This window comes from Hansschlegelia quercus (assembly GCF_004310425.1).
GTDB classification, from domain to species: Bacteria; Pseudomonadota; Alphaproteobacteria; order Rhizobiales; family Methylopilaceae; genus Methylopila; species Methylopila quercus.
Genome location: NZ_SIUB01000001.1, coordinates 228,943 through 255,692, shown reverse-complemented (window position 1 = coordinate 255,692; position 26,750 = coordinate 228,943). Strand labels below are relative to the sequence as shown.

Annotated in this window: 25 protein-coding genes; 18 read left to right on the top strand and 7 right to left on the bottom strand. The window is 67.1% G+C overall.

From position 1 onward, the window contains the following. Positions 1 to 128: 128 nt before the first annotated feature. The 8 genes from EYR15_RS01200 (at position 129) to otsB (ending at position 9,785) form a co-directional block, all read left to right on the top strand. A complete protein-coding gene (locus tag EYR15_RS01200) occupies positions 129 to 1,301 on the top strand; it encodes an Mrp/NBP35 family ATP-binding protein (protein ID WP_131001061.1) in 1,173 nt (390 codons plus the stop codon). Positions 1,302 to 1,457: 156 nt separating this feature from the next. Further along, the gene (locus tag EYR15_RS01195) at positions 1,458 to 2,735 is read left to right on the top strand and encodes an imelysin family protein (protein WP_131001571.1); all 1,278 of its coding nucleotides are present in this window, start codon (positions 1,458 to 1,460) and stop codon (positions 2,733 to 2,735) included. 131 nt (positions 2,736 to 2,866) lie between these two features. Then, the gene (locus tag EYR15_RS01190) at positions 2,867 to 4,342 is read left to right on the top strand and encodes a multicopper oxidase family protein (RefSeq protein ID WP_245498087.1); all 1,476 of its coding nucleotides are present in this window, start codon (positions 2,867 to 2,869) and stop codon (positions 4,340 to 4,342) included. Then, positions 4,339 to 5,571, top strand: a complete 1,233-nt coding sequence (locus EYR15_RS01185) for a di-heme oxidoredictase family protein (protein ID WP_245498086.1) — start codon at positions 4,339 to 4,341, stop codon at positions 5,569 to 5,571. Before EYR15_RS01190 ends, EYR15_RS01185 begins: the two co-directional genes overlap by 4 nt. 14 nt (positions 5,572 to 5,585) lie before the next feature. Next, positions 5,586 to 6,644, top strand: coding sequence for an imelysin family protein (locus EYR15_RS01180; protein WP_131001060.1), 1,059 nt, complete (start codon positions 5,586 to 5,588; stop codon positions 6,642 to 6,644). Between the two features lie 4 nt (positions 6,645 to 6,648). Next, positions 6,649 to 7,755, top strand: a complete 1,107-nt coding sequence (locus EYR15_RS01175; protein WP_131001059.1) for a DUF1513 domain-containing protein — start codon at positions 6,649 to 6,651, stop codon at positions 7,753 to 7,755. Between the two features lie 56 nt (positions 7,756 to 7,811). Continuing rightward, positions 7,812 to 8,903 carry a TRAP transporter substrate-binding protein gene (locus EYR15_RS01170; protein WP_245498085.1) on the top strand — a complete coding sequence of 364 codons (1,092 nt, stop codon included), beginning with the start codon at positions 7,812 to 7,814 and terminating at the stop codon, positions 8,901 to 8,903. An 84-nt stretch (positions 8,904 to 8,987) separates the two neighbouring features. Next, positions 8,988 to 9,785: a trehalose-phosphatase gene (gene otsB / locus EYR15_RS01165; protein ID WP_245498084.1), complete on the top strand. Its 798-nt coding sequence runs from the start codon at positions 8,988 to 8,990 to the stop codon at positions 9,783 to 9,785. A 98-nt stretch (positions 9,786 to 9,883) separates the two neighbouring features. Here otsB and EYR15_RS01160 read toward each other — a convergent pair whose 3' ends face one another. Beyond that, on the bottom strand, positions 9,884 to 10,081 hold the full coding sequence (locus EYR15_RS01160) for a hypothetical protein (RefSeq protein WP_131001057.1): 198 nt from the start codon (positions 10,079 to 10,081) through the stop codon (positions 9,884 to 9,886). Positions 10,082 to 10,333: 252 nt separating this feature from the next. Between EYR15_RS01160 and EYR15_RS01155 the strand changes: the two genes are divergently transcribed. After that, positions 10,334 to 11,200: a LicD family protein gene (locus EYR15_RS01155; RefSeq protein ID WP_131001056.1), complete on the top strand. Its 867-nt coding sequence runs from the start codon at positions 10,334 to 10,336 to the stop codon at positions 11,198 to 11,200. Positions 11,201 to 11,326: 126 nt separating this feature from the next. Here the strand turns inward: EYR15_RS01155 and EYR15_RS01150 are convergent, their stop codons facing one another. Then, positions 11,327 to 11,740 carry an adenylyltransferase/cytidyltransferase family protein gene (locus EYR15_RS01150; protein WP_131001055.1) on the bottom strand — a complete coding sequence of 138 codons (414 nt, stop codon included), beginning with the start codon at positions 11,738 to 11,740 and terminating at the stop codon, positions 11,327 to 11,329. A 188-nt stretch (positions 11,741 to 11,928) separates the two neighbouring features. On the opposite strand from EYR15_RS01150, the gene EYR15_RS01145 reads away from it, so the two are divergent. Further along, positions 11,929 to 12,156: a hypothetical protein gene (locus EYR15_RS01145; protein ID WP_131001054.1), complete on the top strand. Its 228-nt coding sequence runs from the start codon at positions 11,929 to 11,931 to the stop codon at positions 12,154 to 12,156. A gap of 229 nt (positions 12,157 to 12,385) precedes the next feature. Next, a complete protein-coding gene (locus EYR15_RS01140; protein WP_131001053.1) occupies positions 12,386 to 13,693 on the top strand; it encodes a LicD family protein in 1,308 nt (435 codons plus the stop codon). Here the strand turns inward: EYR15_RS01140 and EYR15_RS01135 are convergent. Next, positions 13,690 to 16,380 (bottom strand): molybdopterin-dependent oxidoreductase, encoded by a 2,691-nt coding sequence (locus EYR15_RS01135; RefSeq protein WP_131001052.1) that lies wholly within the window; start codon positions 16,378 to 16,380, stop codon positions 13,690 to 13,692. The genes EYR15_RS01140 and EYR15_RS01135 overlap by 4 nt on opposite strands. Then, positions 16,377 to 17,192 (bottom strand): FAD binding domain-containing protein, encoded by an 816-nt coding sequence (locus tag EYR15_RS01130; protein WP_131001051.1) that lies wholly within the window; start codon positions 17,190 to 17,192, stop codon positions 16,377 to 16,379. The genes EYR15_RS01135 and EYR15_RS01130 overlap by 4 nt, the downstream gene beginning before the upstream one ends. Positions 17,193 to 17,397: 205 nt before the next feature. Between EYR15_RS01130 and EYR15_RS01125 the strand changes: the two genes are divergently transcribed. Then, a complete protein-coding gene (locus EYR15_RS01125; protein ID WP_131001050.1) occupies positions 17,398 to 17,820 on the top strand; it encodes a PACE efflux transporter in 423 nt (140 codons plus the stop codon). Here the strand turns inward: EYR15_RS01125 and EYR15_RS01120 are convergent. Genes EYR15_RS01120 through uraD form a run of 3 tightly spaced genes read right to left on the bottom strand, consistent with a single transcriptional unit; the run spans position 17,817 to position 19,894 of the window. Continuing rightward, a complete protein-coding gene (locus tag EYR15_RS01120; protein WP_131001049.1) occupies positions 17,817 to 18,317 on the bottom strand; it encodes an ureidoglycolate lyase in 501 nt (166 codons plus the stop codon). The two genes, EYR15_RS01125 and EYR15_RS01120, sit on opposite strands and share 4 nt — an antisense overlap. Then, a complete protein-coding gene (alc, locus tag EYR15_RS01115) occupies positions 18,314 to 19,315 on the bottom strand; it encodes an allantoicase (protein WP_428977142.1) in 1,002 nt (333 codons plus the stop codon). Before alc ends, EYR15_RS01120 begins: the two co-directional genes overlap by 4 nt. Positions 19,316 to 19,357: 42 nt before the next feature. Continuing rightward, complete coding sequence (gene uraD / locus EYR15_RS01110) at positions 19,358 to 19,894, bottom strand: 2-oxo-4-hydroxy-4-carboxy-5-ureidoimidazoline decarboxylase (RefSeq protein WP_245498083.1); 537 nt, start codon at positions 19,892 to 19,894, stop codon at positions 19,358 to 19,360. 280 nt (positions 19,895 to 20,174) lie between these two features. Here uraD and uraH point away from each other — a divergent pair, with 280 nt between their 5' ends. The 6 genes from uraH to guaD all read left to right on the top strand — a co-directional run bounded on the left by uraH (position 20,175) and on the right by guaD (position 26,742). Further along, positions 20,175 to 20,522, top strand: coding sequence for a hydroxyisourate hydrolase (gene uraH, locus EYR15_RS01105; protein ID WP_131001048.1), 348 nt, complete (start codon positions 20,175 to 20,177; stop codon positions 20,520 to 20,522). Further along, the gene (locus tag EYR15_RS01100; RefSeq protein WP_131001047.1) at positions 20,522 to 22,063 is read left to right on the top strand and encodes an ABC transporter ATP-binding protein; all 1,542 of its coding nucleotides are present in this window, start codon (positions 20,522 to 20,524) and stop codon (positions 22,061 to 22,063) included. The genes uraH and EYR15_RS01100 overlap by 1 nt, the downstream gene beginning before the upstream one ends. Beyond that, positions 22,056 to 23,168 (top strand): ABC transporter permease, encoded by a 1,113-nt coding sequence (locus EYR15_RS01095; RefSeq protein WP_131001046.1) that lies wholly within the window; start codon positions 22,056 to 22,058, stop codon positions 23,166 to 23,168. Before EYR15_RS01100 ends, EYR15_RS01095 begins: the two co-directional genes overlap by 8 nt. A 9-nt stretch (positions 23,169 to 23,177) precedes the next feature. Next, positions 23,178 to 24,098, top strand: a complete 921-nt coding sequence (locus tag EYR15_RS01090) for an ABC transporter permease (RefSeq protein ID WP_131001045.1) — start codon at positions 23,178 to 23,180, stop codon at positions 24,096 to 24,098. A 49-nt stretch (positions 24,099 to 24,147) separates the two neighbouring features. Next, a complete protein-coding gene (locus tag EYR15_RS01085) occupies positions 24,148 to 25,233 on the top strand; it encodes a BMP family ABC transporter substrate-binding protein (protein WP_131001044.1) in 1,086 nt (361 codons plus the stop codon). Between the two features lie 183 nt (positions 25,234 to 25,416). Continuing rightward, complete coding sequence (guaD, locus tag EYR15_RS01080; protein WP_131001043.1) at positions 25,417 to 26,742, top strand: guanine deaminase; 1,326 nt, start codon at positions 25,417 to 25,419, stop codon at positions 26,740 to 26,742. Positions 26,743 to 26,750: the final 8 nt, after the last annotated feature.

Genomic DNA, 26,750 nt, shown 5'->3' with positions numbered 1-26,750 from the left:
TCCCGGCTCAAGGCCCGGACGCCGTGTGGAGTTTCACGACATCACTCTAGGCGAAGGTGACCGTACGGGCCATTTGACCTCGGCGCACGGGAAGGTCCATAGCCCGTTCCCTCAAGCTGGAGGCAGGCATGGCGGTCACCGAGGACGACATCAGGCGCGCGCTCGCCGCTGTTCCTGCGCCCGACGGCGCGCCGAGCCTGGCTGCGTCTTCCTCCCTGTCCAAGATCGCGGTGATGGGCTCCCGCGTGATCTTCTCCATCGATGTCGCCCCCGAACAGGCAGCCGGCGCCGAAACCATCCGCCGCGCGGCGGAGGCGGCCGTGAAGGCGGTGCCGGGCGTCTCCGACGTGCTGGTCGCGCTTACCGCTGAACGTGCGCCGGGCTCCGCGCCGTCCACGCCGCCGCCTGCGAAGCCAGCCTCCCCGATGATGGCGCGCGGCTCGCGCGAGGCCCCGCAGGGCGCGGCCCCGCAGGCGCGGCCGCAAGGGTCGAGCGGCGCCGGCGTCCCCGGCGTCAAGCACATTGTGGCCGTCGCTTCCGGAAAGGGCGGCGTCGGCAAGTCGACGACTGCCGCAAACCTCGCGCTCTCGCTGCAACGTCAGGGCTTGCGGGTCGGCCTGATGGATGCCGACGTCTACGGGCCTTCGGTGCCGACCCTATTCGCGCTGCATTCGAAGCCCGAGGTCGAGGGGCGGATGATGAAGCCGCTAGAGGCGCACGGGCTGAAGATCATGTCGATCGGCTTCCTCGTCGACGCCGGCACGGCGATGATCTGGCGCGGTCCGATGGTGATGTCCGCGCTGACCCAGATGCTCAACGAGGTGTCGTGGGGCGAACTGGACATCCTCATCGTCGACATGCCGCCGGGCACCGGCGACGCGCAGCTCACTATGGCGCAGCGCGTGAAGCTGTCGGGAGCGGTGATCGTATCGACGCCGCAGGACCTCGCGCTCGCCGACGCCCGCCGCGGCGTCGCGATGTTCCGCAAAGTGGACGTGCCGATCCTCGGGATCGTCGAGAACATGAGTTATTACGACTGCCCGAACTGCGGCCACCACGCTCACCTCTTCGGCCATGGCGGCGCCAAGGCCGAAGCGCAGGCGATGGGCGCGCCGTTTCTCGGCGAGATCCCGCTCGCGCTCGACATCCGCTCGACCTCCGACGCCGGCGCGCCGATCGTCGCCTCCGCGCCGGACTCGTCCTATGCGCAGGCCTATGGCCGCATTGCGGAGTCGCTGTGGAAGCGGCTGTCGACCGGCGCTCCCGGCCGCACGGCGCCGCGCATCGTCATCGAACGCTAGCCAGCGAAACCTCACTCTCTGTATTTATTCCAAGTCGAGCCTGACGGCAAAAAAGCCTCGCATTCAAAGACCTTTAGAGGGCGTTTGACAACTTCGTGAGCCGGGCGTTCCGTCCCGCCGCGCGTGAGACGCGCGAGCTGGTGGAGACGGGACGTGATGAAGAGTGGATGGATCGCAGCGCTCGCCGGCGTCGGTTTTGGAGCGATCGTCGCCGGGGGCGCGTTCGCAGCCGACGCGCCCGCCCCGAAGGACATCGCGAAGACCTATAGCGACATCGCGCAGGCGATGTATGGCGACGCGGTCACCAGCGCCAAGGCGCTCGACGCCAAGGTCGACGCCTTCCTCGCGGATCCCACGGACGCGACGCTGTCCGACGCGCGCAAGGCCTGGATCGACGCGCGCCCCTCCTACCAGCAAACCGAGGGCTTCCGCTTCGGCAACAAGTCGGTCGACGATCTCGAAGGCACGGTCAACGCATGGCCCCTCGACGAGGGGCTGATCGACTATGTCGACGAGAAGTACGGCAAGACCTCGGACGAAAACCCGTATTACGCGCTGAACGTCATCGCGAACCCCAAGATCAAGATCGGCCGCAAGTCGGTCGACGCCACGAAGATCGACAAGAAGCTGCTCGAGTCGCTGAACGAGGCTGGCGAAGTCGAGGCCAACGTCGCCATCGGCTACCACGCCGTCGAGTTCCTGCTCTGGGGCCAGGACCTGAACGGCACGGGCCCCGGCGCCGGCAATCGTCCCGCGTCCGACTACGTCCAGGGCGCCGGCTGCACCCACGATCATTGCGACCGCCGCGCGGCCTATCTCAGGGTTGTGACGGACCTGCTGGTCGAGGATCTCGAGGCCATGGAGGCGCTTTGGGGTTCGAAGGGCAAGGCGCGCGTCGCGCTCGCCAAGAAGAAGGGGCCGGCCGCGCTTGCGCCGATCTTCACCGGCCTTGGCAGCCTGGCTTACGGCGAACTCGCCGGCGAGCGGATGAAGCTCGGCCTCATCCTCCATGACCCCGAGGAGGAGCACGACTGCTTCTCCGACAACACCTACAACTCGCATTATTACGACATCGTCGGCATGAAGGAGATCTGGGAAGGCTCCTACAAGACGATCGACGGCAAGGTGGTCGAGGGACCCTCGGTCAAGGCCTACGCCGAGGCCAAGGCCCCGGACGAGGCGAAGAAGCTCGACGCGCTGTTCGACGACACGCTCGCCAAGGCCCAGGCCATGAAGGACAAGGGCGACGGCGGCATGGCCTACGACCAGATGATCGGCGAGGGCAATTCCGAAGGAAACAAGCTGGTGCAGGACGTCATCGACGCGCTCGTCGCTCAGACCCACGGCGTCGAGGCGGTGGTCGCCAAGCTCGGCGTGAAGATCACGGTCGAAGGGTCGGACAGCCTCGACAACCCCGACAAGGTAACGCAGTAAGCGCCTCGCTCGTCCCCGCGTTAGCCCGGACGCAACTGACGCGACGATGGCCCTGCAGGCGCCATCGTCGCTTACTTCGAAGCCATAGCGGTTCTGGGTCCCGGCTCTTCGGCCAGGATGCGGCGTCGCGGATGATGTCGATGCCGTCGAACGCGCTCTCTCGCAGAACCCTCCTCGGCGGCGGCCTCGCTGTCGCGGGCGCTGCGTTGCTCTCCGCCCGCGGCTTTGCACGGACGCCAGCGAAGCTGCCGAAGCGAACTCGTGCGCCGGCTTCCGGCGAGAAGGCGATCTCCCTCGCAGCGCAGGAGCGGCCGTTCCGGCTCCTCGGGGCGGAGGCTCCGGAGACGGCCATCTGGACCTACGGGCCTGAGCCGTTCCACCTCGTGCGCCTCGCCCGCGGCGAGACGCTCAGCGTCGATTTTGAGAACCGGCTACCCGAGCACACGTCCATCCACTGGCATGGCCTGCGCATTCCGAACGATCAGGACGGCGTGCCTTACGTAACCCAGGCGCCCGTAAAGCCTGGCGAGCGACATTCCTACCGATTTACCCCGCCCGACACCGGCACCTTCTGGTTCCACCCGCATTGCGACACCGCCGCTCAGTTGGGTCGCGGGCTCGCGGGGGTGATGATCGTCGAGGGCGACGAAAGCCGGCCTTACGACGAGGACATCGTCGTGGTCCTAAAGGACTGGCGGCTCGACGAGAAGACGGGCGGCTACCTGCCGTTCTCGACGCCGCGCGGCGAATTGCGGGCCGGCACCTTCGGCACGGTGCGGACGGCGAACGCCGCGATCGCGCCGCGGATCGCGCTGCCGGCGGGCGGCGACTGCCGACTGCGCCTGCTGAACCTCGATTCGACCCGGATCGGCAGCCTCGGCTTCGAGGGCATGGAAGCGGCGATCGTCGCGATCGACGGCAATCCGATCGCCCCATTCCCGCTGCACGAGTGGCGGCTCGGGCCTGCCATGCGGCTCGATGTCGTCGTGCGTGCGCCGGCGTCGGGCGCCGAAGGCCGGCTGATGGATTTCTTCGCGGCCGAGCCGGTGACGCTCGCGACCTTTGTCGGCGAAGGCGAGGCGCTGAAAACAGGCTCCTTCGATCCAGCGCCGCTCACCGCGTCCGACATCCCGGAGCCGAAGACCAAGGGCGCGGAGCGCCTACGCCTCGCCTTCGCCACCGCGTCCGGCGGCAAGGCGGCGCTTGCGATCGACGACGATCGCGATCCGCTCGCGAACGCGCTGCTCGACAGTCTTTGCTCGGCGTCGAAGACCAACTGGAGCATGAACGGCCAGTCCTGGCCGGGCGGCGATCATTCCAACGTCCCGGCGCCGCTCTTCACGCTGAAGGAGGGCCGCTCTTACGTCGTCGAGCTGTCGAACGAGACCCCCCACGTTCACCCGATCCACCTGCACGGCTTCACCTTCAAGGTGCTGAACTCGACGCGCGCGGAGCTGCCCGTCCACTACGCCGACACCGTGCTGCTGACCCCGAACGACCGCGTCACGATCGGCTTCGTCGCCGACCGGGTCGGCGCCTGGATGGTCCACTGCCACCTGATCGAGCATCAGGAGACGGGCATGATGGGCTATGTGAGGGTGGTTTGAGGAGGCGGAGCGCATTCTGCCGTCCGCGCAAGGGGAAAGGGCGCCGCCGGTTCCTGCTCATCGCGGCGCTCGCTCTCTGCGCGTGTCCCGCCGCGGCCGACCCGCTCGACCTCGCCATCGGCAAGGCAGTGTTCGATCGCATGTGGGCGCATGCGCCGGCCTCCACCCAGCACGCGGACGGGCTCGGCCCGTTGTTCGTCGCGCGGTCCTGCGCGAGCTGCCACGCCGGAAGCGGCGGGCGCACCACCTTCCGGCTCGGACGCGACGATCCCGGCGAGCATCCGGGGCTCGTGGTGAAGCTCGCCGACGACGAAGGGCGGCCGGACCCGTTCTATGGCGCGGAGCTCCAGACGCAGGGGCTGCTGGGCGCGGTCGCGGAGGGCAAGGCGGGCGTCGTTCTCGGCGACGACGGGCGGCCGCGATGGCGCATCGACGGGCGAGGCTACGGGCCTCTTGCGCCTGGAACCCGGATGTCCCCGCGCGTAGCGCCGTCGCTGTTCGGCGTCGGCCTGCTCGAACGCGTCGACGAAGCCGCAATCCTGGCGCGCGAAGATCCCGACGACCGGAACGGTGACGGCGTATCCGGCCGCGCGCACCGGCTCGCCGACAGATCGATCGGGCGTTTCGGCTGGAAGGCCAGCGAGCCGACGCTCGAGCGCCAGGCAGCCTCCGCCTTCGCTCTCGACCTCGGCCTGTCGACCGTCATCAGGCCGGATGGCGCCGGCGATTGCACGGAATGGCAGGTCGCATGCCTAGCCTCCCCACAAGGCGCGCCTCCGGGCGAAGCGGAAGTGGCCGAACCCCTGATGACGCGCCTCGTCGCCTTTCTCGACAGCCGCCCGGCGCCGGTCACGGAGCCCGCCGCCGGCAAGGGACCGCGCCTATTCGCGACCGCGGGTTGCGGAGCCTGCCATGCGCCCTCGCTGCCGCTGAAGGGCGGCGGCGAAGCGAAAGCCTTCACCGATCTGCTGCTGCACGATCTCGGACCGGACCTCGATGACGGCGCGGGGGAGGCTGGCGCCGCCTCCGCGGAATGGCGAACCGCGCCGCTCTGGGGCGTCGCCCGCGCGCTGGCGCAGGGGTCGGGTTTGCTGCATGACGGGCGGGCCGCGACGGTGGCCGAGGCGATCCGCTGGCACGGCGGCGAGGCGGAAGGCGCGAAGAGACGTTTCGAGCGTCTGTCATCGAAAGACCGCGACGCGCTGACGGCTTACGTCGAAGGCCTTTGAGAGGAAACGCGTCCATGAGATTGGCGAAGCTCAAGCTTCCCGCGATCGCGCTTCTGCTGGCCGGGAGCGTCGCGTCCGCTGCAGCCGCGCCGCCAGCGCCAGGAGTCATCGCCGTCGGCGTGATCGAGAGCTATCTCATACCGCGCTACGAGACCTTGGCGAAAGCTGCGGGCGAGCAGTCGGAGGCCTGGAAGGCGGCCTGCGCCGATGGTGACTTCGCGCCAGATCTCGAGAGCTTGCGCGCGGCCTACGGCAAGGCGGCCGACAGCTGGGCGACTGTCGAGCACGTCACGACCGGGCCGATGAGCGTCGCCTTGCGCGCCGATCGCCTGTTCTTCGGGCCGGACCGTCGCAACGTCGTCGCCAAGGCGCTGACCGAGATAGAAGAACGCGCGAAGGACGGCGACGTCCCGCCCGAAACGATCCGCGGCGTTAGCGTCGCGGGCCAGGGGTTTCCGGCGCTCGAAAGGCTGCTCTACGAGACCAGCGAGGCGAGCCCCGCCGCTCGGTGCCGGTCCGGCGTCGCGATCGCCGCCAACATCGCCTCGATCGTGAACGACGTCGTGACCGAATGGGGCGCGCCGGACGGCCCGCTGGCGCGGCTGAAGCGCGGGGAGGGTGATCCCGTGCACTTCGCCGATCCCGCCCAGGGCGCCGCCCGGCTGATGACGGACCTCGCCGGCGGGGTGCAGCGCGCGAACGATCTCAAGATCTTCCCCGTGCTCGGCGCCGGGCCGGACATGGCGCGACCGAAAGCGGCGGAAGGCTGGCGCTCCAGCCGCTCCGCGCGCGCCCTTCAGGTTTTGACGGGCAGCCTCGCGGCCATGGCGAAGACGTTCGGGACTTATGCGCCGAAGGATGTCGCAGCGGCGAACGCCAAGACCTTCGCCGCGGCGGAGGCTGCGGCGGCGAAGCTGCCAACCGACTTCGGGCAGGCGGCGACCGATCCGAAGCGGCGCAAGACGCTTGAGGCGGCGGTCGCCGCGTTGAAGGTCGCGCAGAACGATCTCGTGAAGAACCTTGCCCCGGCGCTCGGCCTGCCACTGGGCTTCAACGCACTCGACGGGGACTGAGGCGATGCATCTCAGCCGCCGCGGAGCCCTGCAGGCGCTTGGCGGGGCCGCTCTCGGAGCAGCGTTCCCGCCGGTCGCCGCCCGTGCGGAGGAGGCGCCGCGGTTTGTCGGCTCGGCGCTCGACGCCGACGGCCGCTACCACGTCGGGCTGCTCGACGACGCGCTGGAAGCGACGCCCGGCGCCGCGACGCCCGTGCGGCTTCATGCGCTGAGCGCGCGTCCGGACGGGCGCGAGGCGGTGGCGGTGGCTCGTCGTCCGGGAGACCTCGCCTTCGTGCTCGACGGCGAGGCGCGCACCGTGCGTGGCGCGTTCCAGGCGAGCGCCAGGCGCCGTTTCTCCGGCCACGGCGCCTATTCGCCGGACGGATCGATCTTTTATTCCGCGGAGATCGACGCCGCGACGGGCGAGGGGACGGTCGTCGTCCGTTCCGCCGCGGACGGCTATCGCGTCGGCGCCGAATGCGCCTCGGCCGGGATAGGCCCGCACGAGCTGATCTCCGCGGGCGGCCTGATCGCGGTGGCGAACGGCGCCAAGGAGCCGAAGACCGATCCCGGCATCAAGGCGCTCGGGACGACGCGCGCCCGATCGAACCTCGCGCTGGTCGACCCCGTAACAGGCGCGATCGACCGCGTGGCGGAGGTTGAGGCCGACGCGTCCTCGCTCTCGCTCCGCCATCTCGCGCAGGGGCGCGACGGGTCGCTGTTCGTCGCCGCGCAGGACACGGAGCCCGGCGCGCACGATCATCCGCTCGTCGCCCGCCTCGACGGGACCCGCCTGCGCTGGCTCGACGCCGGATACGACGTCAACGCCCGCATCGGCGGCTCGGTCGGCACGCTGGCCATCGACGCCTCCGGACGATTTCTCGCAGCTTCGGGTCCCAAAGGCGGCGTCGTGGCGGTCTTCGACGCCGCTCGCGAGGAGCTCGTCGGCGTCGTCTCCATCCCGGATTGCTGCGGGCTCGTGGCGGAAGCCGCCCCCGGCCGGTTCGTGGCGAGCAACGGGCTCGGCGAGATCATCCGGATCGCGGCGAGTGAAGACGGCGCGGCGGTCGTCGGTCGGCGCATGGGGCGGCTACGCTGGGACAATCACTTGGCGCTTCTCCCGGTCTAAGCCGCCCTTGCCCTCCGCGTCGGGTGGCTTAGGTCGGCGAGGAGCGGGAGCGAGCGATGCCAGACGGAATGGAGCGACGCAGGTTTTTGGGCGTAGCCGGGCTCGCAGCCGGCGTGACGGTCGCGGCGCCCGCAGTGGCGCGCGCGGCGCCGCGGGTAAAGTGGCGCATCGCGTCCGGCTTTCCGCAATCGCTCGATGTGCTTCGCGGCGCCGGAACGCTGTTCTGCGAAACGATCGCCGAGATGAGCGACGGCGCCTTCACGGCCACGCTCGCGGGGCCGGGCGAGGGGGCCGCGCCGAGCGACGCAGCGGACGCCGTGACCCGCGGCGCGGTCGAGGCTGCGCACACCGCCTCCTGTTATTCGACGAGTAAAGACCCCGCTTTCGCGCTTGGCACGGCGACGCCGTTCGGCCCTAACACGCGGCAGATGGCCGGATGGCTGCGTTCCGGCGGGACGGAACTGCTCGACGCCTTCTACGCGCGCTTCGGCTTCGCCGGGCTCCCCTGCGGGGCTACCGGCGCCCAGATGGGCGGCTGGTTCTCACGCGACGTTTCCGGCCTCGGAGACCTCAAGGGGCTGAGGATCACGACCGCGGGGCTCTCTGGCGAGGTGTACCGGAAGCTTGGCGCCGAGCCGCGCGAACTTGCGGGGGCTGAGGTCTACGCATCGCTCGAGAAACACGACATCGACGCCGCCGAATGGGCGGGCCCGTACGACGACCAGAAGCTCGGCCTCCAACAGGTCGCGAAGAATTATCTCTATCCCGGCTGGCGGGGCGGGGCGGTCGCACACCTTTTCGTAGGCCGGGCGGCGTGGGACGAGCTTCCGCGGGCCTACAAGGCGATGGCCCGCGCGGCGGCGGCGCTCGTGACCGAGACGACGCTCGCCCGCTACGACGCCGGCAATCCGAAGGCGCTGCGCGAGATCGTCGCCGCTGGGGCCAGACTGAAGCCCTTTCCGCGGGATGTGATGGAGGCCGCCTACAAGGCCTCTCAGGACGTCTTCGCCGATTTGTACGAGAAGAGCCCGGACTTCAGAAAGATCCATGAGTCTCAGGCGGCGTTCCGCAACGAGGATCTCTTGTGGTTCCGCGTCGCGGAATTGCCCTTCGACGTGTTCATAGCGCAGATGCAAGCACGAGGTTAAGGCTTGGCTGCTAAGCCTTGCCCAACAAGCGCGGCGCTTCTATTTAAAGCGCGCCACGTGACGGCCTTTTTTGAGAGCATGCCTATGCGTTCCAATGCCGCCGCGGCGAAGAACGCGGAGACGCCACACACCGGCCGCCCGACGCTACCCCCGGCGCCTGAGGGCTTTCCTGACGCGGTGGCTCTGTTTCTCGACCTCGACGGCACCGTCCTTGACCTGATGCCCACGCCGGACGCCGTTTGGATTCCGAAAGATACGATCGAGGCCATTGGCGCCGTAGCCGACAAGCTGGACGGCGCCTTGGCGATCCTGTCCGGGCGGAGCCTCGAAGACATTGATCGCATCCTCGCGCCGCTGCGGCTACCGGCCGCCGCGCTGCACGGCGCCGAGCTTCGGCGCCGTGGCGGAGGGCGCGTCGCCGATGGCGGCTCCCCGCCGCCGGAACGGCTCGTCGCTGCTCTCGGCGCCTTTGTGGACGCGCGCCCCGGCCTTTCGATCGAGGACAAAGGCGCGAGCGTTGCTATCCACTACCGTTCGACGCCGCAGCGGGAAAGCGAGGTGCGAGAGCGCGTCGCCGGTCTAGTGGCGCAGTTCGCCCCGACCCATGAACTTCAGCCCGGCAAGATGGTTGTCGAGGTTCGCCCGCGCGGTTGCCATAAAGGCGGCGCGCTCGACCTTCTCATGGAAGAGCCGCCTTTTGCCGGACGTCGGCCGGTCGTGCTCGGCGACGATCTGACGGATGAGTTCGCCTTCGAGTCCGCGGTGGCGCGCGGCGGCGACGCGATTTTGATCGGCGAGATCAACCGCGCCTCCGCCGCGACCTACGCTTTGCCGGATCCGGAAGGCGTCCGCGCGTGGATCCAGGCTCTTGCGGTAAGCTGAGCTTGCGTTACGGCGTCGACAGACTGCTCCGGTTCCCATAGGCGTTAGGGGACAGGTCCGCGCCTCCGCGCGGCACGGAGCGACGCGCCTTCATGCCCTTAGGTCCGATGCTCGGTCGTCTGTATCTGCGCCTTGGCGGAGAACGTCGGCGGGAGAGGCTGAGGACGGCGATGCGCGAGGGCCGCGAGGCGGAAAGCGTGGCTCTTGCCGACCGGGGCGCGCTCTCCCGTATCGACGGCGGTTGGCACAGGCTGCGCCGGGCGGAGATCGCTCTCGAAGTCGGCGATCAGGCGCATGTCCGCTCTCAGGCTAACGCCGACCGGCGCCGGCTGCGCAACCCGCACTGGCGCGCCCTCTACGCCCGCGCGCTGATACAGGACGGCGACCTGACGGACGCGGAGTCCGTCGCGCTTGAATTGGTGGCGGGTGGCGATACGCCGGAAGGCTTGCGCCTGATGCGCGCTCTCCCGCCAAGCGCACGGCTGCTCGATGCGGCCTGCGCCGCCTTCGGCCGCAGCCCGCGGACGCCTTACCGCAAGGCGACCCAGGTGTCCCACCTGATCGAGATCGCCGTCGCCGCCGGAGAGATCGACCGCGCTTTCGCGCTGATCGATCAGGCTGTCGTCTGGCTTGATGGCGCTCAAGCGCCGCGGCCTACTTTCGAGCGCCGGGACATTTCGACCGATCTTGACCGCGCCCTCGCCGATTTCCACGCGATGATGGCGGGCCTCGGGGAATTCTTCCTGATCAGCGGCACGTTGCTCGGCGTGATGCGCGATGGCAGGCTGCTTGGCTACGACAAGGATATTGACGTCGGCGTGTTCGATCCGTCGGTAGCTGCGCGGGCGAGGGAAGCGGCGTTGCGCTCCTTCAGCTTCTCGACCGATTTCTCGAGCAACATCGAGGGTGTAAAGGTCAGGCACCGCAACGGCGTGGTGATCGACGTCTTCACCCACCACGTCGAGGGCGGTTCGATGTGGCACGGCGGCCGGGCGCACATCTGGGTGAACTCCGTTTGGTGGCGACCCGACGAACCGCTGTTTGAGCCCGTGGACTATCAGGGGCGCCGCTATCTCGCGCCGTCGGACTGGCGGCTCTACCTCGCCGAGAACTATGGCGACTGGCAAAAGCCCAAGAAGGACTACAACGCCTCGTTGGAAGCGCCCAACAGGCGGATCCGCGATCCGCGGCTGGCACAGCTTTATGTGAGGCAGAACCTGATCAAGTGGTTCCACCGCGCGAATTTCCGCATGCTAACGGATGCCTTCGCGCGGTACGAAAGCGAATACGGCTGCGACGGTTTTCTGCGCGAGGCGCGACGTGTGATGTTGGCTGATCCCACCGCCGGGAGGACATCCGTCTCACCCGAGGCCAATTCTTTGAACGCAGCGCAGCACTTCGACGCCGCGCTTTAAAACAGGTTATTTCGACGGTCTCGGCCTTCTCAAGCTGATCAACTCCAGACGTTCGGTCCACTGCTCGACGGTGTCGTGTCGAGGAAGCTTAAGTGGACGCCGGCTTTAATCGGCTCTCTGAATAGCTCACGACACGAGCGACGGCACGCGCTCGCGACGGGAAATTTCTTTACGGAGGTGAGTGGTGCTGATCCCCTCCGTGCGCGGCAGATAGATGACCTTGCAATACAGGCTGAGGGAATCGAACTTCCCTTCCCAGTCGCTGCCCATGCCGAATACGTCGACGCCAAGGCGACGGATGTCGTTCGGTTTCTGCGACCAGTGCGTCTCCGGAATGACGGCGCTCACGCATTTCAGAGCGGAGATGAGCCGGCAGCGGTCCTCGTAGGACACGACGCAGCGCTTGCCTTTTTCGGCGTTGAACTCATCGGTGGACACCGCGACGATCAGTTCGTCGCCAAGCGCGCTCAGCCGCTCAAGCAGGTTGAGATGGCCGATATGAAGAAGGTCGAACGTTCCGTAGGTCAGAACCCTGGTCAAGCATGGCTCCTACTCTCGCTGCGGCGACACGGTGGAGGATAAGTTACAAACGCGTCACATTCAATCGAAAGAGGCCTGAGCTTTGAGGCGTTTAGGAGCCCGCCGTCTCGATCCCGTGAGCCGTGCAAAAACTGTCACGATGACCGCCTAGAGTGCGCGCGTCGGCTCATGGAGGAAAAGCTCTCGCCATGAAAAATATCGCGAGCATTGAAGCGTATCGGGACGCCGATTTCGGCTTCTCGTCGGAGACGGCACAGATCGCCGCGGCCATGTCCGAGCCCGCAGGCGATCTGGACACGCTCGATGCGCTGGTGAAAGCGCTCAAGGCTTCCGGCATCTGGGGCCGCCTGGGCGAGATCTCGTGGGCGCGCGATACGCGCGAGGGTTTGCTGATCGAGTGGATCCCCGCAGCCTAAAGCGGAAATCGCGTAGTTCCCAAGTCCTCAAGGAACTTCGTCCCGACTATCCCGAGTGGAGAAAGAGCGCCCGCATTAGCCACGAGACGGAAATCGGCGCACCTACAGTTGCGGCTCGTGCCGAGGTGTGGCTTCTCGTGCCGGACGTATTGTGGATCCGCGCCGAAGCTTGATTGGGTAAGTATGATCCACGCCGTCAGCAATATGGGCGCGGGGATCGATGCAAGCTTTGATCGACCGACTTGCCATCGCTATGCGGCCGGGCGCAGTGCTCGGAAAGGCAAAAAAGGACGAGTTCACCGCTCTCTTAGACGCCGGTAGGCAAAATGATGCCGAGAATCTTGCGTTAGGCCACATCGCCAGGGGCGTCCATCGCGGCTTCTATCTCGGCCAGTTGATCGACCACTACGCAAAAACTGGACGCAACGGCGAGGTCGTCCGTCTTATCGACGACTATGCGGGCGACAAGGCGCTTACGAGCTATCCTTGGCGAATCGCGCTTGCCGCAGCGCTGGTGGACGTGGGCAATTTCGACCGCGCCCGTCCGCTCCTGTTAGACCTGATCATGGGACATAATTTTGCGGCCCCGCTGCAACTTTATCGTCGGCTGCCCGCGACCCCGGATAGCGTCAGCATGGCCGTCGCCGCTTTCAACCGCAGTACGCGTTCGGCGAACGCGCGGATGTCCCACACGATCCACCTCGTCGATATCGCGATTGCTGCGAGGGAGCTCGGCCGCGCGGCGTTCATGATGGAGTCGTTGCTGGACGTCGTGGGCTCGACGCGATTCGCCTCCTTGCCCAAGCCCAAGGCGGCCATGAAGCCTTCGGCCGGCAATACGGCGCTCGTGGATCTTTACGACCTGCTGATGCCCGCCATCCCCTTCTTCCTGATCAGCGGCACGCTGCTCGGCGTGATCCGGGAAGGCAAATTGCTGGGCGGCGACAAAGATGTCGACGTCGGGATCATGGGCGCCGAGCATGCCGGCGCCCTTCAGACGAAGATCGCCGCCAGCCCCAAATTCAAGGAACAATTCGTCCCTTCGGTCGATCTGATCAAGCTGACGCATCAGAATGGCGTGAAGATCGACGTGTTCCTTCACCATCGCGAAGGTGAGGTGCTTTGGCACGGCAGTCATCTGCACGCCTGGGACAATAAGGTATGGTGGCAGGAGGGCGAGCCGCCTCTCGTAGAGCACGAATACGCCGGCCGGCCATTCCTGATCCCCTCCGATCCGGACATGTACCTGACCGACAATTACGGCGATTGGCGCACGCCCCGATCGGACTACGACGCTTCGCTCGAAGCGCCCAATCGTCGGGTGAGAGCTCCCCAACTGACACGGCTGCACTGGCAGAAGCTCATCGTCCGCTACTACATGGACGCCGAGCTGACATTGCTGTCGAAGGCTTTTCGCTATTATGAGCGGGAGTTCGGCGCCGACGCTTTCCTGAGGAAGGCGGGCGATCTGCTGATCCTGAAGCCATACCAGGTTGAGCGTCCGGAGGCCGTCATGCCGACGACGGAAGTCGTCTAGGTCAGCGGGGCTTCTGGCGCTTCCAGGCGGTCGTAGATGCGGTCTGGCGTAAGCGGGAGGGCGGCGAACCGCTGCCCGGTCGCGTCTCGCAGAGCGTTCGCGAGCGCTGCGCCGACCGGATTGAAAGGGCTTTCGCTCATCGATTTGGCGCCGAGCGGCCCGAGCGCGTCGGATGTCTTGGCGAACAGGACTTCGGTGCGCGGCACGTCCGCAAACGCGGGAACGTGATAGCTGCGGAACGTGCGGGTCGTGACCGCGCCCGCGGCGTCTACGTCCACATGCTCGTAGAGGGCGGCGCCGATCGCCTGGGCGACCCCGCCTTCGATCTGGCCGCGGCACTGGTTGGGATTCATCACGGTTCCGGCGTCCGCGGCGTGGACGCTCCGTAGGATCCGGATCGCGCCGGTGACGCGGTGGACTGCTACGCGGAACGCCTGGACGTTGAAGGCGACCGAGCGTGGCGTGCCGGCCGCCTCGCCAATTGCGGAAAGCGCGCCGATCTCGGCAAGCGTCAGGCGGCGGTTTCCGAAGGCGACGCCGTTCTCGTCTAGCGCACATTCAGCGATATCGGCGCCGAGCAGGGCCGCGCCCGCGGCGACCAGCTTGTCTCGCAGAGCGATCGCCGCCGCGAAGACGGCCTTGCCGGCCACCACGGTTCCCGTCGAGCCGAAGGCGCCGGTGTCATAGCCAGTCAGGTCGGTGTCGGATTGGACAATGCGCACCCGCTCCGGACGCGTAGCGAGCGCCTGCGCCGCAAGCTGAACATGGACCGTGGTCGAGCCGTTGCCGAACTCGGCCGTGCCAATCGCGACCTCGTAAGTCCCGTCTGAGGTCAGTCGGCATTCGGCGCTGGCGTGGTGACCACGCGGAGGGATCGTGTCGAGCATGCCGACCGCCATTCCTTCCCCGACCAGCCAGTCGGCGCCGAGCGTCGGCGAACCGTCGCGGGCGATCGCCTGCTCGGCGAGGTCGAGGCACTGGTCGAGCCCGTAGCTGCCATACTCGACGTCATGCGGATCGGCGCTGAAGGCGTGCATCGCGTCGCCCGGACGGATGACGTTGATGCGCCGCATCGCGAAGGGGTCGATCTGTAGCCTGCGCGCAAGATCATCGAGCGCGCTTTCGATCGCGAAGTTGGTCTGGCTCAGGCCATAGCCGCGGAAGGCGCCCGAAGGGACAGTGTTTGTATAGACCGACCACCCGTCGACCTTCTTGTTCGGGCAACGATAGAGCGCGATCGATTCATTGCAGCCATGGAACAGCACGCCCGGCCCGTGATTGCCGTAGGCGCCGGTGTTCGACAGGACCTCGATCTTGATTGCGGTCAGCCGCCCGTCGGCCTTTGCGCCGAGCCGGACCTTCACCTTCATCGGATGGCGCGTGGTCGCGCCGACGAACTGTTCTTCGCGCGTGAACTCGAGCTTCACGGGCACCTTGAGCCGGAGGGCGGCGAGAGCCGTGACGTCCTCGGTCAGGAGCTCCTGCTTTCCTCCGAAGCCGCCTCCGACGCGGGCGCACAGCACACGCACCTCCTCTCGCTCCAGCCCGAAGAGCTTCGCGAGCCTCCGCTGCGCGAGGAACGGCACCTGCGAACTGGTGCGCACGTTCAGCCGGCCGGCTTCGTCGATCCAGGCGAGCGACCCATGCGTCTCGAGATGGGCGTGCTGGACGCGGTGAGACTCATAGGTCCCCTCATGGACCGTGTCGGCCTCGCCGAAGCCCGCCTCGACATCGCCGACGCCGCCATGCACCTCCGCGCAGACATTGGCCTCAGGACGCCAGGGCAGCTTCTTGTCGCCATGGAGCAGCGGCGCGCCGGGCTGCATCGCGTCTTCCGCGTCGAACACCGCTGGAAGGATCTCGTAGTCGACGGCGAGCCTGCGACAGCCTTCTTCCGCCGCCGCTTCGCTGTCCGCGACGACCGCCGCGACGCGCTGGCCGATGAAGCGCACGACGTCGTCGAGCATGCGCGTGTCGTCGGGATCGTCGGCGTCGAGCTCGTGCAGGCCGGTTGAGCTCAGAATCGCGGGCGCGTCCTCATGCGTCAGCACTAGCTTCACGCCGGGCACGGCGAGCGCCGCAGAAGCGTCGATCGCGCGGACGCGCGCATGGGCGTGAGGCGAGCGCAGCAGCTTCATGTGCAGCAGGCCCGCTGGCGCAACGTCGAACGTGTAGGGCTCGGTCCCGGTCACGATCCGCCGCGTGGCGGGCGCGGGGGCGCTGACGCAGGCGGCCTGACCCGGCGCCGCCGCCTCCACGTTGGCGACGCCGCGGATCGCGTCCTCGATCGTGCGATAGCCGGTGCAGCGGCAAAGATTGCCCTTCAGCGAGCGCGGCAGGTCGTCGAGCTGGTCCGATGTCATTCCGGAAACGGTCGCGATCATCCCGGCCGTGCAGAAGCCGCACTGGAATCCTTGCGCGTCTGCGAAGCGCTGCTGGACAGGGGACAGCGTGTCTCCGTCGGCGAAACCTTCGATGGTCGTCACGCTGCGCCCGTCCGCGCGGAACGCCGGATAGATGCAGCTGTGCACGGGCTTGCCGTCGACATGGACGGTGCAGGCCCCGCAATCGCCTGCGTCGCAGCCCTTCTTCACGCCGAACCAGCCCCGCTCGCGGAGGTAGGTGCGCAGGCACTGGCCGGCGCGCGGACGCTCGTCGAACCGCCGACCGTTGATCTGGAGGTTCATGCGGAAAGCTCGCCGAGGATGTCTTCGGCCATGTGGCGCGTCACATGCCGCCGCCAGTCGGGTCTGCCGTGGATGTCGTCGTGATAGAGCGCGGCCGGGATGGCGGCTTCAATCGCGACCTCAAGCTGCGGCCAGTCCGGCAGGGCAGGAAAGGTCAGTCGCACCGGGCGGACGGTCGAGGCGGTGACGGTCAGCGCGAACCCGCCGTCGTTGGCGAGGAGGCCGATCAACAGCGCCGCGGATCGGCCGCGTGGCGTGAGCGAAATCTGGCGGAATGCAGCGCGGCTGCGGAGCGCTTCGAGCGGAAGCTCGACCGCCCGCAGCAGTTCGCCCGGCAGCAAAACGTTGGAGCGGTCGCCCGTCACGAAATCTGCGGCGGCCACCCGCCGTTCGCCGCCTGACCGCTCCCAGACGACGCATGTCCCGCCAAGAGCGGAGGCGAGCGAGGTCATCGGGCCGGCTGGCAGGGACAGGCAGATGTTGCCGCCAACGGTCGCCATGTTCCAGATTTTGAATGAGCCGAGCAGCGCGTCGCAGCATTGCCGGATTAGGCCGCCGGCGGTCCAGTCCTCCGGAAGCCGATAAGCGTTGAGCTCTGCGATCTCGGCGGTCGCGGCGACCACCAGGACGTCGTGACGAAGTTCGATCGGCGTCCAGCCGAAGCCGTCGAGGTCAATCAGCCGGCGGAGCGCCGGCTGCGGCTCCGAAAAGATCCAGGTGCCGCCGCCGAGCCAGCTGTCGCCCTCCCGCCAGTCGAAGGCCGAGGGTCGCTCGGGCCGCGTGACGATCTCTTCGATCGTGTTGATGTCCAAATGCAGAGATCCCAAGGCATGTCGTGGACAACAGGTGGCAAGCGACATGCCAGATTTGAACGATCATTAAAATCAGCCACGGCCCCTGAAGTCGAAGGATCGGCCCGCGTACGAGAGCGCCCTTGCGCCTGGCGGCTCCCGGCGCCAGAACGCGGGCGTCGGGCGCCATCCTGCGCCCACGCCCTCATTTCGATCTCGAACGACCATGCCGCCCGCGCTTCGCCGCCTGTTCTACGTGTTGTCCTATGAAGCGCTCGGCCTTTGCGTCGCTACCGTCGGGCTTACCCTGCTCTCGGGGCAGGAGGCCGGCGGCGTTAGTCTCGTGGCAGTCGTCACGTCGACGATCGCGATGGCGTGGAACTATGTGTTCAACGCCGGTTTCGAGGCGTGGGAGAGGAAGCAGACCGTGAAAGGCCGCAGCTTCGTCCGTCGCGCCGTTCATGCGCTTTGCTTCGAGGCGGGTCTGGTGTTGATGATCACGCCGACGCTGTCCTGGCTGCTCGGCGTGAGTCTGCTCGAGGCCTTCATTTATAACGGCGCGCTGATCGGGGTGTTTCTCGCCTACACGTTCCTGTTCAACCTGAGCTTCGATCGCCTGTTCGGCTTGCCGCGATCAGCGCGGGCCTAGAGCGCGATCGTCGTTACCGCGTCTTCGGGAAAGAAAAACTCGCGAAGGTTCTCGCCAGGACCTTCGCGGTCGACGATCAGGAAGTCCTGCGCGTCAGCCAGGATCAGCACCGGAAAATGCCAGACTCCTAAGGCGTAGTTCACGCCCTGGTCGCCGCGCGCGTAGAAGCAGCGGAGCGTCGCGAGGTCGGGCTCCGCACCGGCGTCCTCGGCGACCACGATCAGCCAATCGTGCGGCTGGATGGGCGCGAAGGCCTGAGAGCCGAGCGGATGGCGCTCCAGCATATCGATACGGATGGGTGACGGTCGGCGCGTAGCGCGAAAGATCGAAATGATCGCCTCCGCGCCATGACCGATCTCGGCGCGAGCAAGCCCGTGGAAGCGCTTGGCGAACCCCTGATTGATGATCCGGACTTCAGCGTCTTCGGTCTCGATCACCTCGCCGAAGGGCGCGAAAGCGGCCTTGGTTAAAGGCTCCGGGACCAGCGGGCTCGTCACGCTAGCTTGCCGAACAGCCGCAGCCGCGAGACGCCGCCGTCGGGATAGATGTTGAAGCGGACGTGGGTGATCGGTCCAAGATCGGTGATCGTCTCGGGGCCGAAATCGTGAATGTGGTCGGCTTGCAGCGTCTGCTTCGACAGAAGCTCGGGCCAGAACATCGACTGGGTGATCAGCGACTGCTGCGTGCTCTGCTCGACGCGCGCCGCCTGAATGGAGCAGCTGTCCGGAAAATTGCCCTTGAAATGCGCGGTGTCGACCTCGACGCGGCCGACCGTTCCCGCATGAGCGAGCGCGACGATCACCCAGTCATTGCCGGGCTCACGGCGCCGTCGCGTCTCCCAGCCGTCGCCCATGTTCTTGCCGCGCCCCTCGGAGATCAGCGGCAGGATGCCGTAATGGGCGTCGTTATAGGCGATGATCCGGCCGCCGTTCTTCGCCGCCGAAAGCTCAATCTCGCCGTGGCGCTCTTCTTCGGTCCACTCGCGGAACGGCGTGCCATAGACCCGTAGCCGCGCCACGCCGCCGTCGGGGAAGATCTGCAGGCGGATCCAGTTCACCGGCTCGGTCTCGGAGACCGCGGCGTAATGATGCGCGCCGGGCCCGAGCGGCATGGTCCGCACGAGCGGCCGCCATCTCGCGCTCGGGGCAGGGGGCTGTTCGCCGTAAAACCCCTCAATGGAGGCGGCGGGCGGGAAATTGCCGGTGAAGTGCGAGGTGTCGATGTCTACGCCCTTGATCACGCCCGGCACGCCGAGACGGATCAGCAGCCAGTCATTGCCGCCGTTTCGCCGCCGGCGGGTCTCCCAGCCGTCCATCCACTTGCCGTGCTCATCGAACGCGTCGGGCAGGAAGACGGCCGGCGCGTCCTGCAGAATGCGCTCCTTCGCCGCGAAGAACTCATCGGACGCGACCTCGGCCGTCGCCCCCAGCAAAGGCGATGCTAGGTTCACGTAATCGTCGACGAAGGCGGGGGCGTCGGGGTCGCGATAGATCAACGGGAGCGGCCTCGCTCGAGGTTAGGGCTTGTGCGTCTCGCCCTAGCGCCGTGCGGCAAGGCTGTCGAGCCTGATGCGGGCGATGCGATGGACCTGCGCGAGCGCGGTCGCGAACTCCTCCTCTGGCGCATTGCCGACGCGGCGTTCGAAGGCCGCAAGGACGTCCTCCCGCGTCATGCCTGTGACGGCGACGATGAAGGGGAAGCCGAAGCGGGCATTGTAGGCCTCGTTCAGGGCCTGGAATCGGGCGAGTTGTTCGGGCGTGCACTGGTCGAGCCGGGCCGAGGCCTGCTCGCCCTTGGATGCTTCCGTGAGCGCCTCGCCGACCTTGAGCCTGCCGACGAGTTCAGGATGCAGGCGCAGCAGTTCAAGCTGGGCGTCGCGGCCGGAATCATCCACCACCCGCGCCATGCGGGGCGCGAGGTGAGACGGCTCCTCGTCGGCCGCCGACAGCCCCTCCGCCGCGACCACCTCGGCGACCCATGGCGAATGCTCGTAGACGCCGCCGTAAGTCGCGACGAAATCGGCCTCGCTCATTATGGGAAGCGCTGTCGGCTGGCTGGTGATGTCGTCCATCATGCCTAGGTTCCTTAAGCGGCGGGGGAGCCGTGAGCCAGAGCGATAGGCGCCGCTTTGGTCGGCGCCTATCAGCACGCGGCGCCGTAATTTTGCTCTGGCTCATGGATTGCGCAGTGAATGCCTTTCGGCTCAGTTTAATCACAGAGGCTCCGGGGGGAGCTCTGTTTTTATCATCCGGAGCCGTTCGCCGCGTGGACCGCCGACCGCACAGCCGGGACTCGATTTTAACGTTCGGTCCAACGCCGCGCCATCTGCCGACGACCGCCGATGGGACGTGCTGATGGGGCGGCTGACGACCCATATTCTCGACGTCGAGCGCGGCCGGCCAGCGGCGAAGGTCGCGATCGAGGCCTTCGCAATCGAAGGCGAGACCGCGCGGAAGGTTGGCGCTGCGGCCACCAATACCGATGGCCGCACCGACGCTCCGCTTATCGAGGGGGCGGCGTTCGCGGCCGGCGTCTACGAACTGCGTTTCGACGTCGGTCCTTATCTTGCGGCGACCGGACGAGCCCAGCCGGGCTTCCTCGACATCGTGGTGCTCCGCTTCTCCGTCGCCGACCCCTCGGAGCACTATCACGTGCCGCTGCTGCTCCAGGCGCATGGCTACGCGACCTACCGGGGCAGCTGATGAGCGACGCCCCGATCCTCCAGCTGAAGAATATCACCAAGACCTATCCCGGCGTCATCGCGAACGAGAACGTGTCGTTTTCGATCGCGCGGGGAGAGATCCACGCGCTGCTCGGCGAGAACGGCGCCGGCAAGTCGACGCTCGTGAAGATGATCTACGGCGTCGTGAAGCCGGATGGCGGCGAGATGCTATTCAACGGCGAACCCTACGCGCCGGCCAAGCCCTTCGAGGCCCGCGCCAAGGGCGTCGGCATGGTGTTCCAGCACTTCAGCCTGTTCGAGGCGCTGTCGGTGCGGGACAACATCGCGCTCGGCTTGAGCGCCGCGGAAGCCAAGAAAGGCGATCTCAAGAAGCGCATCGTCGAGGTGTCGACCACCTACGGCCTCAAGGTCGACCCCGACCGTCTGGTCGGCACCCTCTCGGTCGGCGAGCGCCAGCGGGTCGAGATCGTGCGCTGCCTGCTGACCGAGCCGAAGCTGCTGATCATGGACGAACCGACCTCGGTGCTGACGCCGCAGGAGGTCAAGGTGTTGTTCGAGACGCTCCGGCGGCTCGCCTCCGAAGGCGTCTCGATCCTCTACATCTCCCACAAGCTCGATGAGATCCGCACGCTCTGCAGCCGCGCCACCGTTTTGCGCGGCGGCAAGGTGGTCGGCAGTTGCGACCCTCGCCAGGAGACCGCGCGCGGCCTCGCCGAGATGATGATCGGCCAGACGCTTTCGACGCCGACTCGCGAGACGGGCGAGCCCGGCGAAATCCGCCTGAAGGTTCAGGAGCTCTTCATGGAGAGCGACGAGCAGTTCGGCGTCGATCTCGAGAACATCACGTTCGCCGTCAGGGCCGGCGAGATCCTCGGCATCGCCGGCGTCGCCGGCAACGGTCAGACCGAGCTGATGGAGGCGCTGATCGGCGAGCGCCGCAGCCGGCACGCGCGCCACATCCAGATCGACGGGATCGACATCGGCCATGAGGGGCCGCGCCAGCGCCGGGCGCGCGGCATGTGCTTCGCACCGGAGGAGCGGCTCGGCCACGCCGCCGTGCCCGGCATGTCGTTGTGGGAGAACGCGATTCTCTGCTCCGGCCCGGGCGCAGACTTTGCTCGCGGTGGCTTCGTCCGCCACCGCGCAGCGACGCGCTATGCCGACAAGGTGGTGGCGGACCTGAACGTCAAGACCGCAAGCGTCCGCAGCGCCGCTCGCTCGCTGTCCGGCGGCAACCTCCAAAAGTTCATCATGGGCCGCGAGATCCTGCAGCAGCCCAAGGTGCTGATCGCCTCGCAGCCCACCTGGGGCGTCGACGCCGGCGCGGCGGCCGCGATCCACCGCGTCTTGCTCGATCTCGCGAAGTCGGGCGCTGCGGTGCTGATCATCAGCCAGGACCTCGACGAGCTGTTCACGATCTCGACGCGGATCTCGGTGATCGCCGGCGGCTACCTGTTCCCGAGCCAGCCAACCGAGGAGCTGACGGTCGAGAAGCTCGGCCTCGCCATGGGCGGCCGGGTGAAGGAGATCGCATCCGCGAAGGAGGCGACGCATGTTTAAGCTCGTCCCGCGCAAGGAGCCGCTCAACGCGATGCTCTACGCGACGCCGTTCATCGCGCTGCTGCTGACGATCGTCGCCGGCTTCGCGCTGTTTAGCGCGCTCGGCAAGGATCCGGCGCAAGCGATGTACCTGATCTTCATCAAGCCGCTGACCTCCTACAACAGCCTGGCGGAGCTGTTGGTGAAGGGCGCGCCGCTGATCCTGATCGCGACCGGGCTCGCGATCGGCTTCCGCGCGGGCGTCTGGAACATCGGGGCCGAAGGTCAGTTCACGATCGGCGCGATTACGGGCGGCTCGGTGGCGCTCGCCTTCTATCCCGACGGCGGTTTCTGGCTGCTGCCGCTGATGGCGCTCGCCGGCGCGCTCGGCGGCATGGCCTGGGCGGCGATCCCGGCGCTGCTTCGGACCAGGTTCAACGCGAGCGAAATCCTCGTCTCGCTGATGCTGGTCTATGTCGCGACGCTGCTGCTCAGCCTGCTCGTCCACGGTCCCTTGCGCGACCCGGAGGGCTTCAACTTCCCGGAAAGCCGGCTGTTCCAGGACAGCGCGCTGCTGCCAAACCTGCTCGACGGGACGCGCGCCAATGTCGGTTTCCTCGTCGCGCTCGTCGCAGTAGGGGCAGCCTACATCTATATCGAACGGCTGATCTTCGGCTTTCAGGTCAAGGTCATGGGGCAGGCGCCGCGCGCCGCGCGCTACGCCGGCTTCTCTGAGCGCCGCATCGTCTGGTCGAGCTTCATGATCTCGGGCGGGCTCGCCGGCATGGCGGGGCTATTCGAGGCCGCCGGACCCGTGGGCCAGCTCGTGCCGTCTTTGCCGGTGGGCTACGGCTTCACGGCGATCATCGTCGCCTTCCTCGGGCGACTGCACCCGGTCGGCATCCTGTTCGCCGGGATGCTGATGGCGCTCACCTATATCGGCGGCGAGACCGCTCAGATCGAGATGAGCCTGCCGAGCGCGACCACCAGCGTCTTCCAAGGGATGCTGCTGTTCTTCCTGCTCGGCGCCGACGTGCTCGTGAATTTCCGTCTGGCGCGCGCTGGCAAGCCGCTCGTCGCCACCAAGCCTGCGGCGCAATCGCCTGCCCTCGAGCCGGCCGAATAGGGGGAGCCGATGGACCTTGTCCTCAACATCCTGCTCGGCGTGGCGGTGGCCGCGACCCCGCTGGTGTTCGCCTCGATCGGCGAGCTGATCACCGAGCGCTCGGGCGTCCTCAATCTCGGCGTCGAGGGGATGATGGTCATGGGCGCGATCGCGGCCTTCGCCGCGACGCTAGCCTCCGGCAGCTACGTCGTCGGCATTGTCGCGGGAGCCGCCGCCGGAGCCGCGATGGGCGCGCTGTTCGGGCTGCTGACGCTGTCGCTGATGTCGAACCAGGTCGCGACTGGCTTGGCGTTGACGCTGTTCGGGCTCGGTCTCTCCGCGCTCATCGGGCAGCAATTCGCCGGCGCCTCTCTGCCGCAGTTTCCGCGGGTGAATATCCCCGTTCTCACCGCCATTCCCTTCATCGGCCCGCTGATCTTTGGACAGGACGCGCTGGTCTATCTCTCGATCGCGCTCGTCCTCGGCGTGGGTTGGTTCCTGACGAAGACGCGGGCCGGCCTTATCCTGCGCGCAACGGGCGAGAACCACGACGCGGCTCACGCCATCGGCTACCCCGTCATCGGCATCCGCTATCTCGCGGTGACGTTCGGCGGCGCCTGCGCAGGGCTCGGCGGGGCGTATCTCTCTCTCGTCCAGACGCCGCTCTGGGTCGAGCGCATGACGGCCGGCCGCGGCTGGATCGCGCTCGCGCTCGTCGTCTTCGCTTCGTGGAAGCCGCTCCGCGTGCTCGGCGGCGCCTACCTTTTCGGCGGCATCACCATCCTGCAGCTTCACAGCCAAGCGCTCGGCCTGAAGATCGACGCGCAGATCCTGTCGATGCTGCCGTATCTCGCGACCATCGTCGTGCTCGTCGTGATCTCCCGCGACGCCACGAGGATGAAGCTCAACGCCCCCTCCTGTCTCGGCAAGGTCTTCTACGCGACCAGCTGAGCGGATCGCCGCAACCCTTCCTGCAAGACGTTCACGAACGGAGACTGCGATGAACCGCGCTACACGATTGTTCGCAGGCCTTGGCGCCGCGCTTGGGCTGGCGCTCGCCGTCGTAGGCGGGGCAGGGGCGGCGGAGCCGCTGAAGGTGGCGTTCGTCTACACCGGCCCGATCGGCGACCATGGCTACTCCTACCAGCATGACGTCGGCCGCAAGGCGGTCGAAAAGGAATTCGGCGACAAGGTGAAGGTCTCCTACGTGGAGAACGTCTCCGAGGGGCCGGACGCCGAGCGGGTGATCGAGCAGCTTGCGGCAAGCGGCAACAAGCTGATCTTCACAACCTCGTTCGGCTTCATGAACCCGACCATCAAGGTCGCGGCGCGTCATCCCGACGTGAAGTTCGAGCACGCCACGGGCTTCAAGACGGCCAAGAACGTGGGCATCTACAACGCGCGCTTCTACGAAGGCCGCTACATCATCGGCCAGATGGCGGCGAAGATGAGCAAGTCGGGCACGATCGGCTACATCGCCTCGTTCCCGATCCCCGAAGTCGTGATGGGCATCAACGCCGCCTATCTCGGCGCAAAGACCGTCAATCCCAACATCAAGTTCAAGATCATCTGGGTCTCGAGCTGGTTCGACCCGGGCAAGGAATCCGACGCCGCCAAGGCGCTGGTCGACCAGGGCGCCGACATCCTGATGCAGCACACCGATAGCCCGGCGGCGATGAAGCTCGCCGAGGAGCGCGGCATCCTCGCTTTTGGACAGTCCTCCGACATGGCCGATTTCGGCCCCAAGGCGCAGCTGACCTCGATCGTCGACGACTGGAACTACTATTACATCTCCCGCGTGAAGGCGGTGATGGACGGCAGCTGGAAGCCGGACAACGTTTGGGACGGCCTGAAGGAGAAGATGGTCGAGCTCGCGCCCTACGGGCCGGCCGTGCCTGATGACGTCAAGAAGATGGCCGACGAGACGAAGGCCAAGATCATCTCCGGCGAATTGCACCCTTTCATCGGCCCGATCGCCAAGCAGGACGGGACCCCCTGGCTGAAGGACGGCGAAAAGGCGCAGGACAAGGACCTGCTCTCGATGAACTTCTTCGTCCAGGGCGTGGAAGGCTCGCTGCCGAAGTGAGGCAGGCGGAGGCGGGGCCCTTATGCGTGCTTCGAGACGCGGCCCCTCGGGGCCGCTCCTCAGCATGAGGTCCGTGAGCGTGATGGCAGACGCAAACGTTCCTCATGCTGAGCAGCCCGCTTCGGCGGGCGTCTCGAAGCACGCAGGTGGTTTGTCCAGCGCACGGCTTCCTCGCGCCACGCGATGACCGTTTCCCGCATCATCCGCGGACGGACGCTCGCCTTCCGCGACGATCCGTTCCGTGTTTCGCCCGACGAGTCCGTCGACCAGTGCGATGACGGCGCCGTGGTCGTCGCCGAGGGTAGGATCGTCGAAGTCGGCCCGGCGCAGGAGGTGCTGCCGCGCCATCCCGGCGCTGCGGTCGACGCCTATGCCGACGCGCTCGTCATGGCGGGTTTTGTCGACACCCACGCGCACTATCCGCAGATGGAGCTCATGGGGGCCTATGGCGCGCAGCTCCTTGAATGGCTGGTGAAATACACCTTTCCCGCCGAGACCAAATATTCCGATCTGCAATACGCCCGCGCCGGCGCCGACGCCTATCTCGACGCCTGCCTTGCGAACGGCACAACCACGGCGTCGGTGTTCTGCGCGACCTATCCGGCGTCGGTCGATGCTTTGTTCGACGCCGCGCTCGGCCGCAACATGCGGATCGCGGCAGGCAAGGTGATGATGGACCGCAACGCGCCGGCGCCGTTGTGTGACACGGCGGAGACCGGCTACCGCGACAGCAAGGCGCTGATCGAGAAGTGGCACGGACGCGGCCGGCTGACCTACGCTGTCACTCCGCGCTTCTCCCCGACGTCGACCCCGGAACAGCTCGACGCCTCGGGCGCGCTGTGGCGCGAACACCCGACCACGCTGATGCAGACGCACCTCTCTGAAAACCTCGCTGAGATCGAGTGGGTGAGGGGGCTTTATCCGCAAGCGCCGGACTATCTCGGAACCTACGAGGCGGCCGGGCTTTTGGGCGAAGGCGCCAATTTCGGCCACGCCATTCACCTGACCGAGCGCGAGATCGCGCTGCTCCGCGAGAGCGGCTCGGCGGTGTCGCATTGCCCGACCTCGAACGCCTTCATCGGCTCAGGGCTCTTCGACATGAAGGGGCTCCGCGACTGCGCCGATGCGATCAGGGTGGGGATCGCGACCGACATCGGCGGCGGCTCGTCCATGTCGATGTTCGACACGATGAAGGCCGCCTACGAAATCGCGCAGCTCCGCGGCTACAGCCTGCATCCCGCGCGCGCGTTCTGGCTCGCGACGGTCGGCGGGGCGGAGGTCCTGCGCATGGGCGACCGCGTCGGCAATCTCGTCGCCGGTTACGACGCGGATGTCATGGTGATCGACCTCAAGTCTACCCCGGTGATCGAGCGCCGCATGCGCCGCGCCGATGACATCTGGGATGCGCTGTTCACGCAGATGATCCTCGCCGACGACCGCGCCATCCGCGCGGTCTATGTGGCGGGCGAGAAGCTGCACGACCGGGACGAAGCACGTGCGGACGCCTGACGCGCGCG

Excerpts from the sequence above, each read along its gene's own strand:
- EYR15_RS01135 (WP_131001052.1), bottom strand. The coding sequence starts at position 16,380 with ATGAACCTCCAGATCAACGGTCGGCGGTTCGACGAGCGTCCGCGCGCC.
- EYR15_RS01085 (WP_131001044.1), top strand. The coding sequence starts at position 24,148 with ATGAACCGCGCTACACGATTGTTCGCAGGCCTTGGCGCCGCGCTTGGG.
- uraD (WP_245498083.1), bottom strand. The coding sequence starts at position 19,894 with ATGATGGACGACATCACCAGCCAGCCGACAGCGCTTCCCATAATGAGC.
- EYR15_RS01190 (WP_245498087.1), top strand. The coding sequence starts at position 2,867 with ATGATGTCGATGCCGTCGAACGCGCTCTCTCGCAGAACCCTCCTCGGC.
- EYR15_RS01195 (WP_131001571.1), top strand. The coding sequence starts at position 1,458 with ATGAAGAGTGGATGGATCGCAGCGCTCGCCGGCGTCGGTTTTGGAGCG.
- EYR15_RS01175 (WP_131001059.1), top strand. The coding sequence starts at position 6,649 with ATGCATCTCAGCCGCCGCGGAGCCCTGCAGGCGCTTGGCGGGGCCGCT.
- EYR15_RS01170 (WP_245498085.1), top strand. The coding sequence starts at position 7,812 with ATGCCAGACGGAATGGAGCGACGCAGGTTTTTGGGCGTAGCCGGGCTC.
- EYR15_RS01125 (WP_131001050.1), top strand. The coding sequence starts at position 17,398 with ATGCCGCCCGCGCTTCGCCGCCTGTTCTACGTGTTGTCCTATGAAGCG.
- EYR15_RS01160 (WP_131001057.1), bottom strand. The coding sequence starts at position 10,081 with ATGCGCCTGATCGCCGACTTCGAGAGCGATCTCCGCCCGGCGCAGCCT.
- guaD (WP_131001043.1), top strand. The coding sequence starts at position 25,417 with ATGACCGTTTCCCGCATCATCCGCGGACGGACGCTCGCCTTCCGCGAC.
- otsB (WP_245498084.1), top strand. The coding sequence starts at position 8,988 with ATGCGTTCCAATGCCGCCGCGGCGAAGAACGCGGAGACGCCACACACC.
- EYR15_RS01090 (WP_131001045.1), top strand. The coding sequence starts at position 23,178 with ATGGACCTTGTCCTCAACATCCTGCTCGGCGTGGCGGTGGCCGCGACC.
- uraH (WP_131001048.1), top strand. The coding sequence starts at position 20,175 with ATGGGGCGGCTGACGACCCATATTCTCGACGTCGAGCGCGGCCGGCCA.
- EYR15_RS01180 (WP_131001060.1), top strand. The coding sequence starts at position 5,586 with ATGAGATTGGCGAAGCTCAAGCTTCCCGCGATCGCGCTTCTGCTGGCC.
- EYR15_RS01095 (WP_131001046.1), top strand. The coding sequence starts at position 22,056 with ATGTTTAAGCTCGTCCCGCGCAAGGAGCCGCTCAACGCGATGCTCTAC.
- EYR15_RS01200 (WP_131001061.1), top strand. The coding sequence starts at position 129 with ATGGCGGTCACCGAGGACGACATCAGGCGCGCGCTCGCCGCTGTTCCT.
- EYR15_RS01145 (WP_131001054.1), top strand. The coding sequence starts at position 11,929 with ATGAAAAATATCGCGAGCATTGAAGCGTATCGGGACGCCGATTTCGGC.
- EYR15_RS01100 (WP_131001047.1), top strand. The coding sequence starts at position 20,522 with ATGAGCGACGCCCCGATCCTCCAGCTGAAGAATATCACCAAGACCTAT.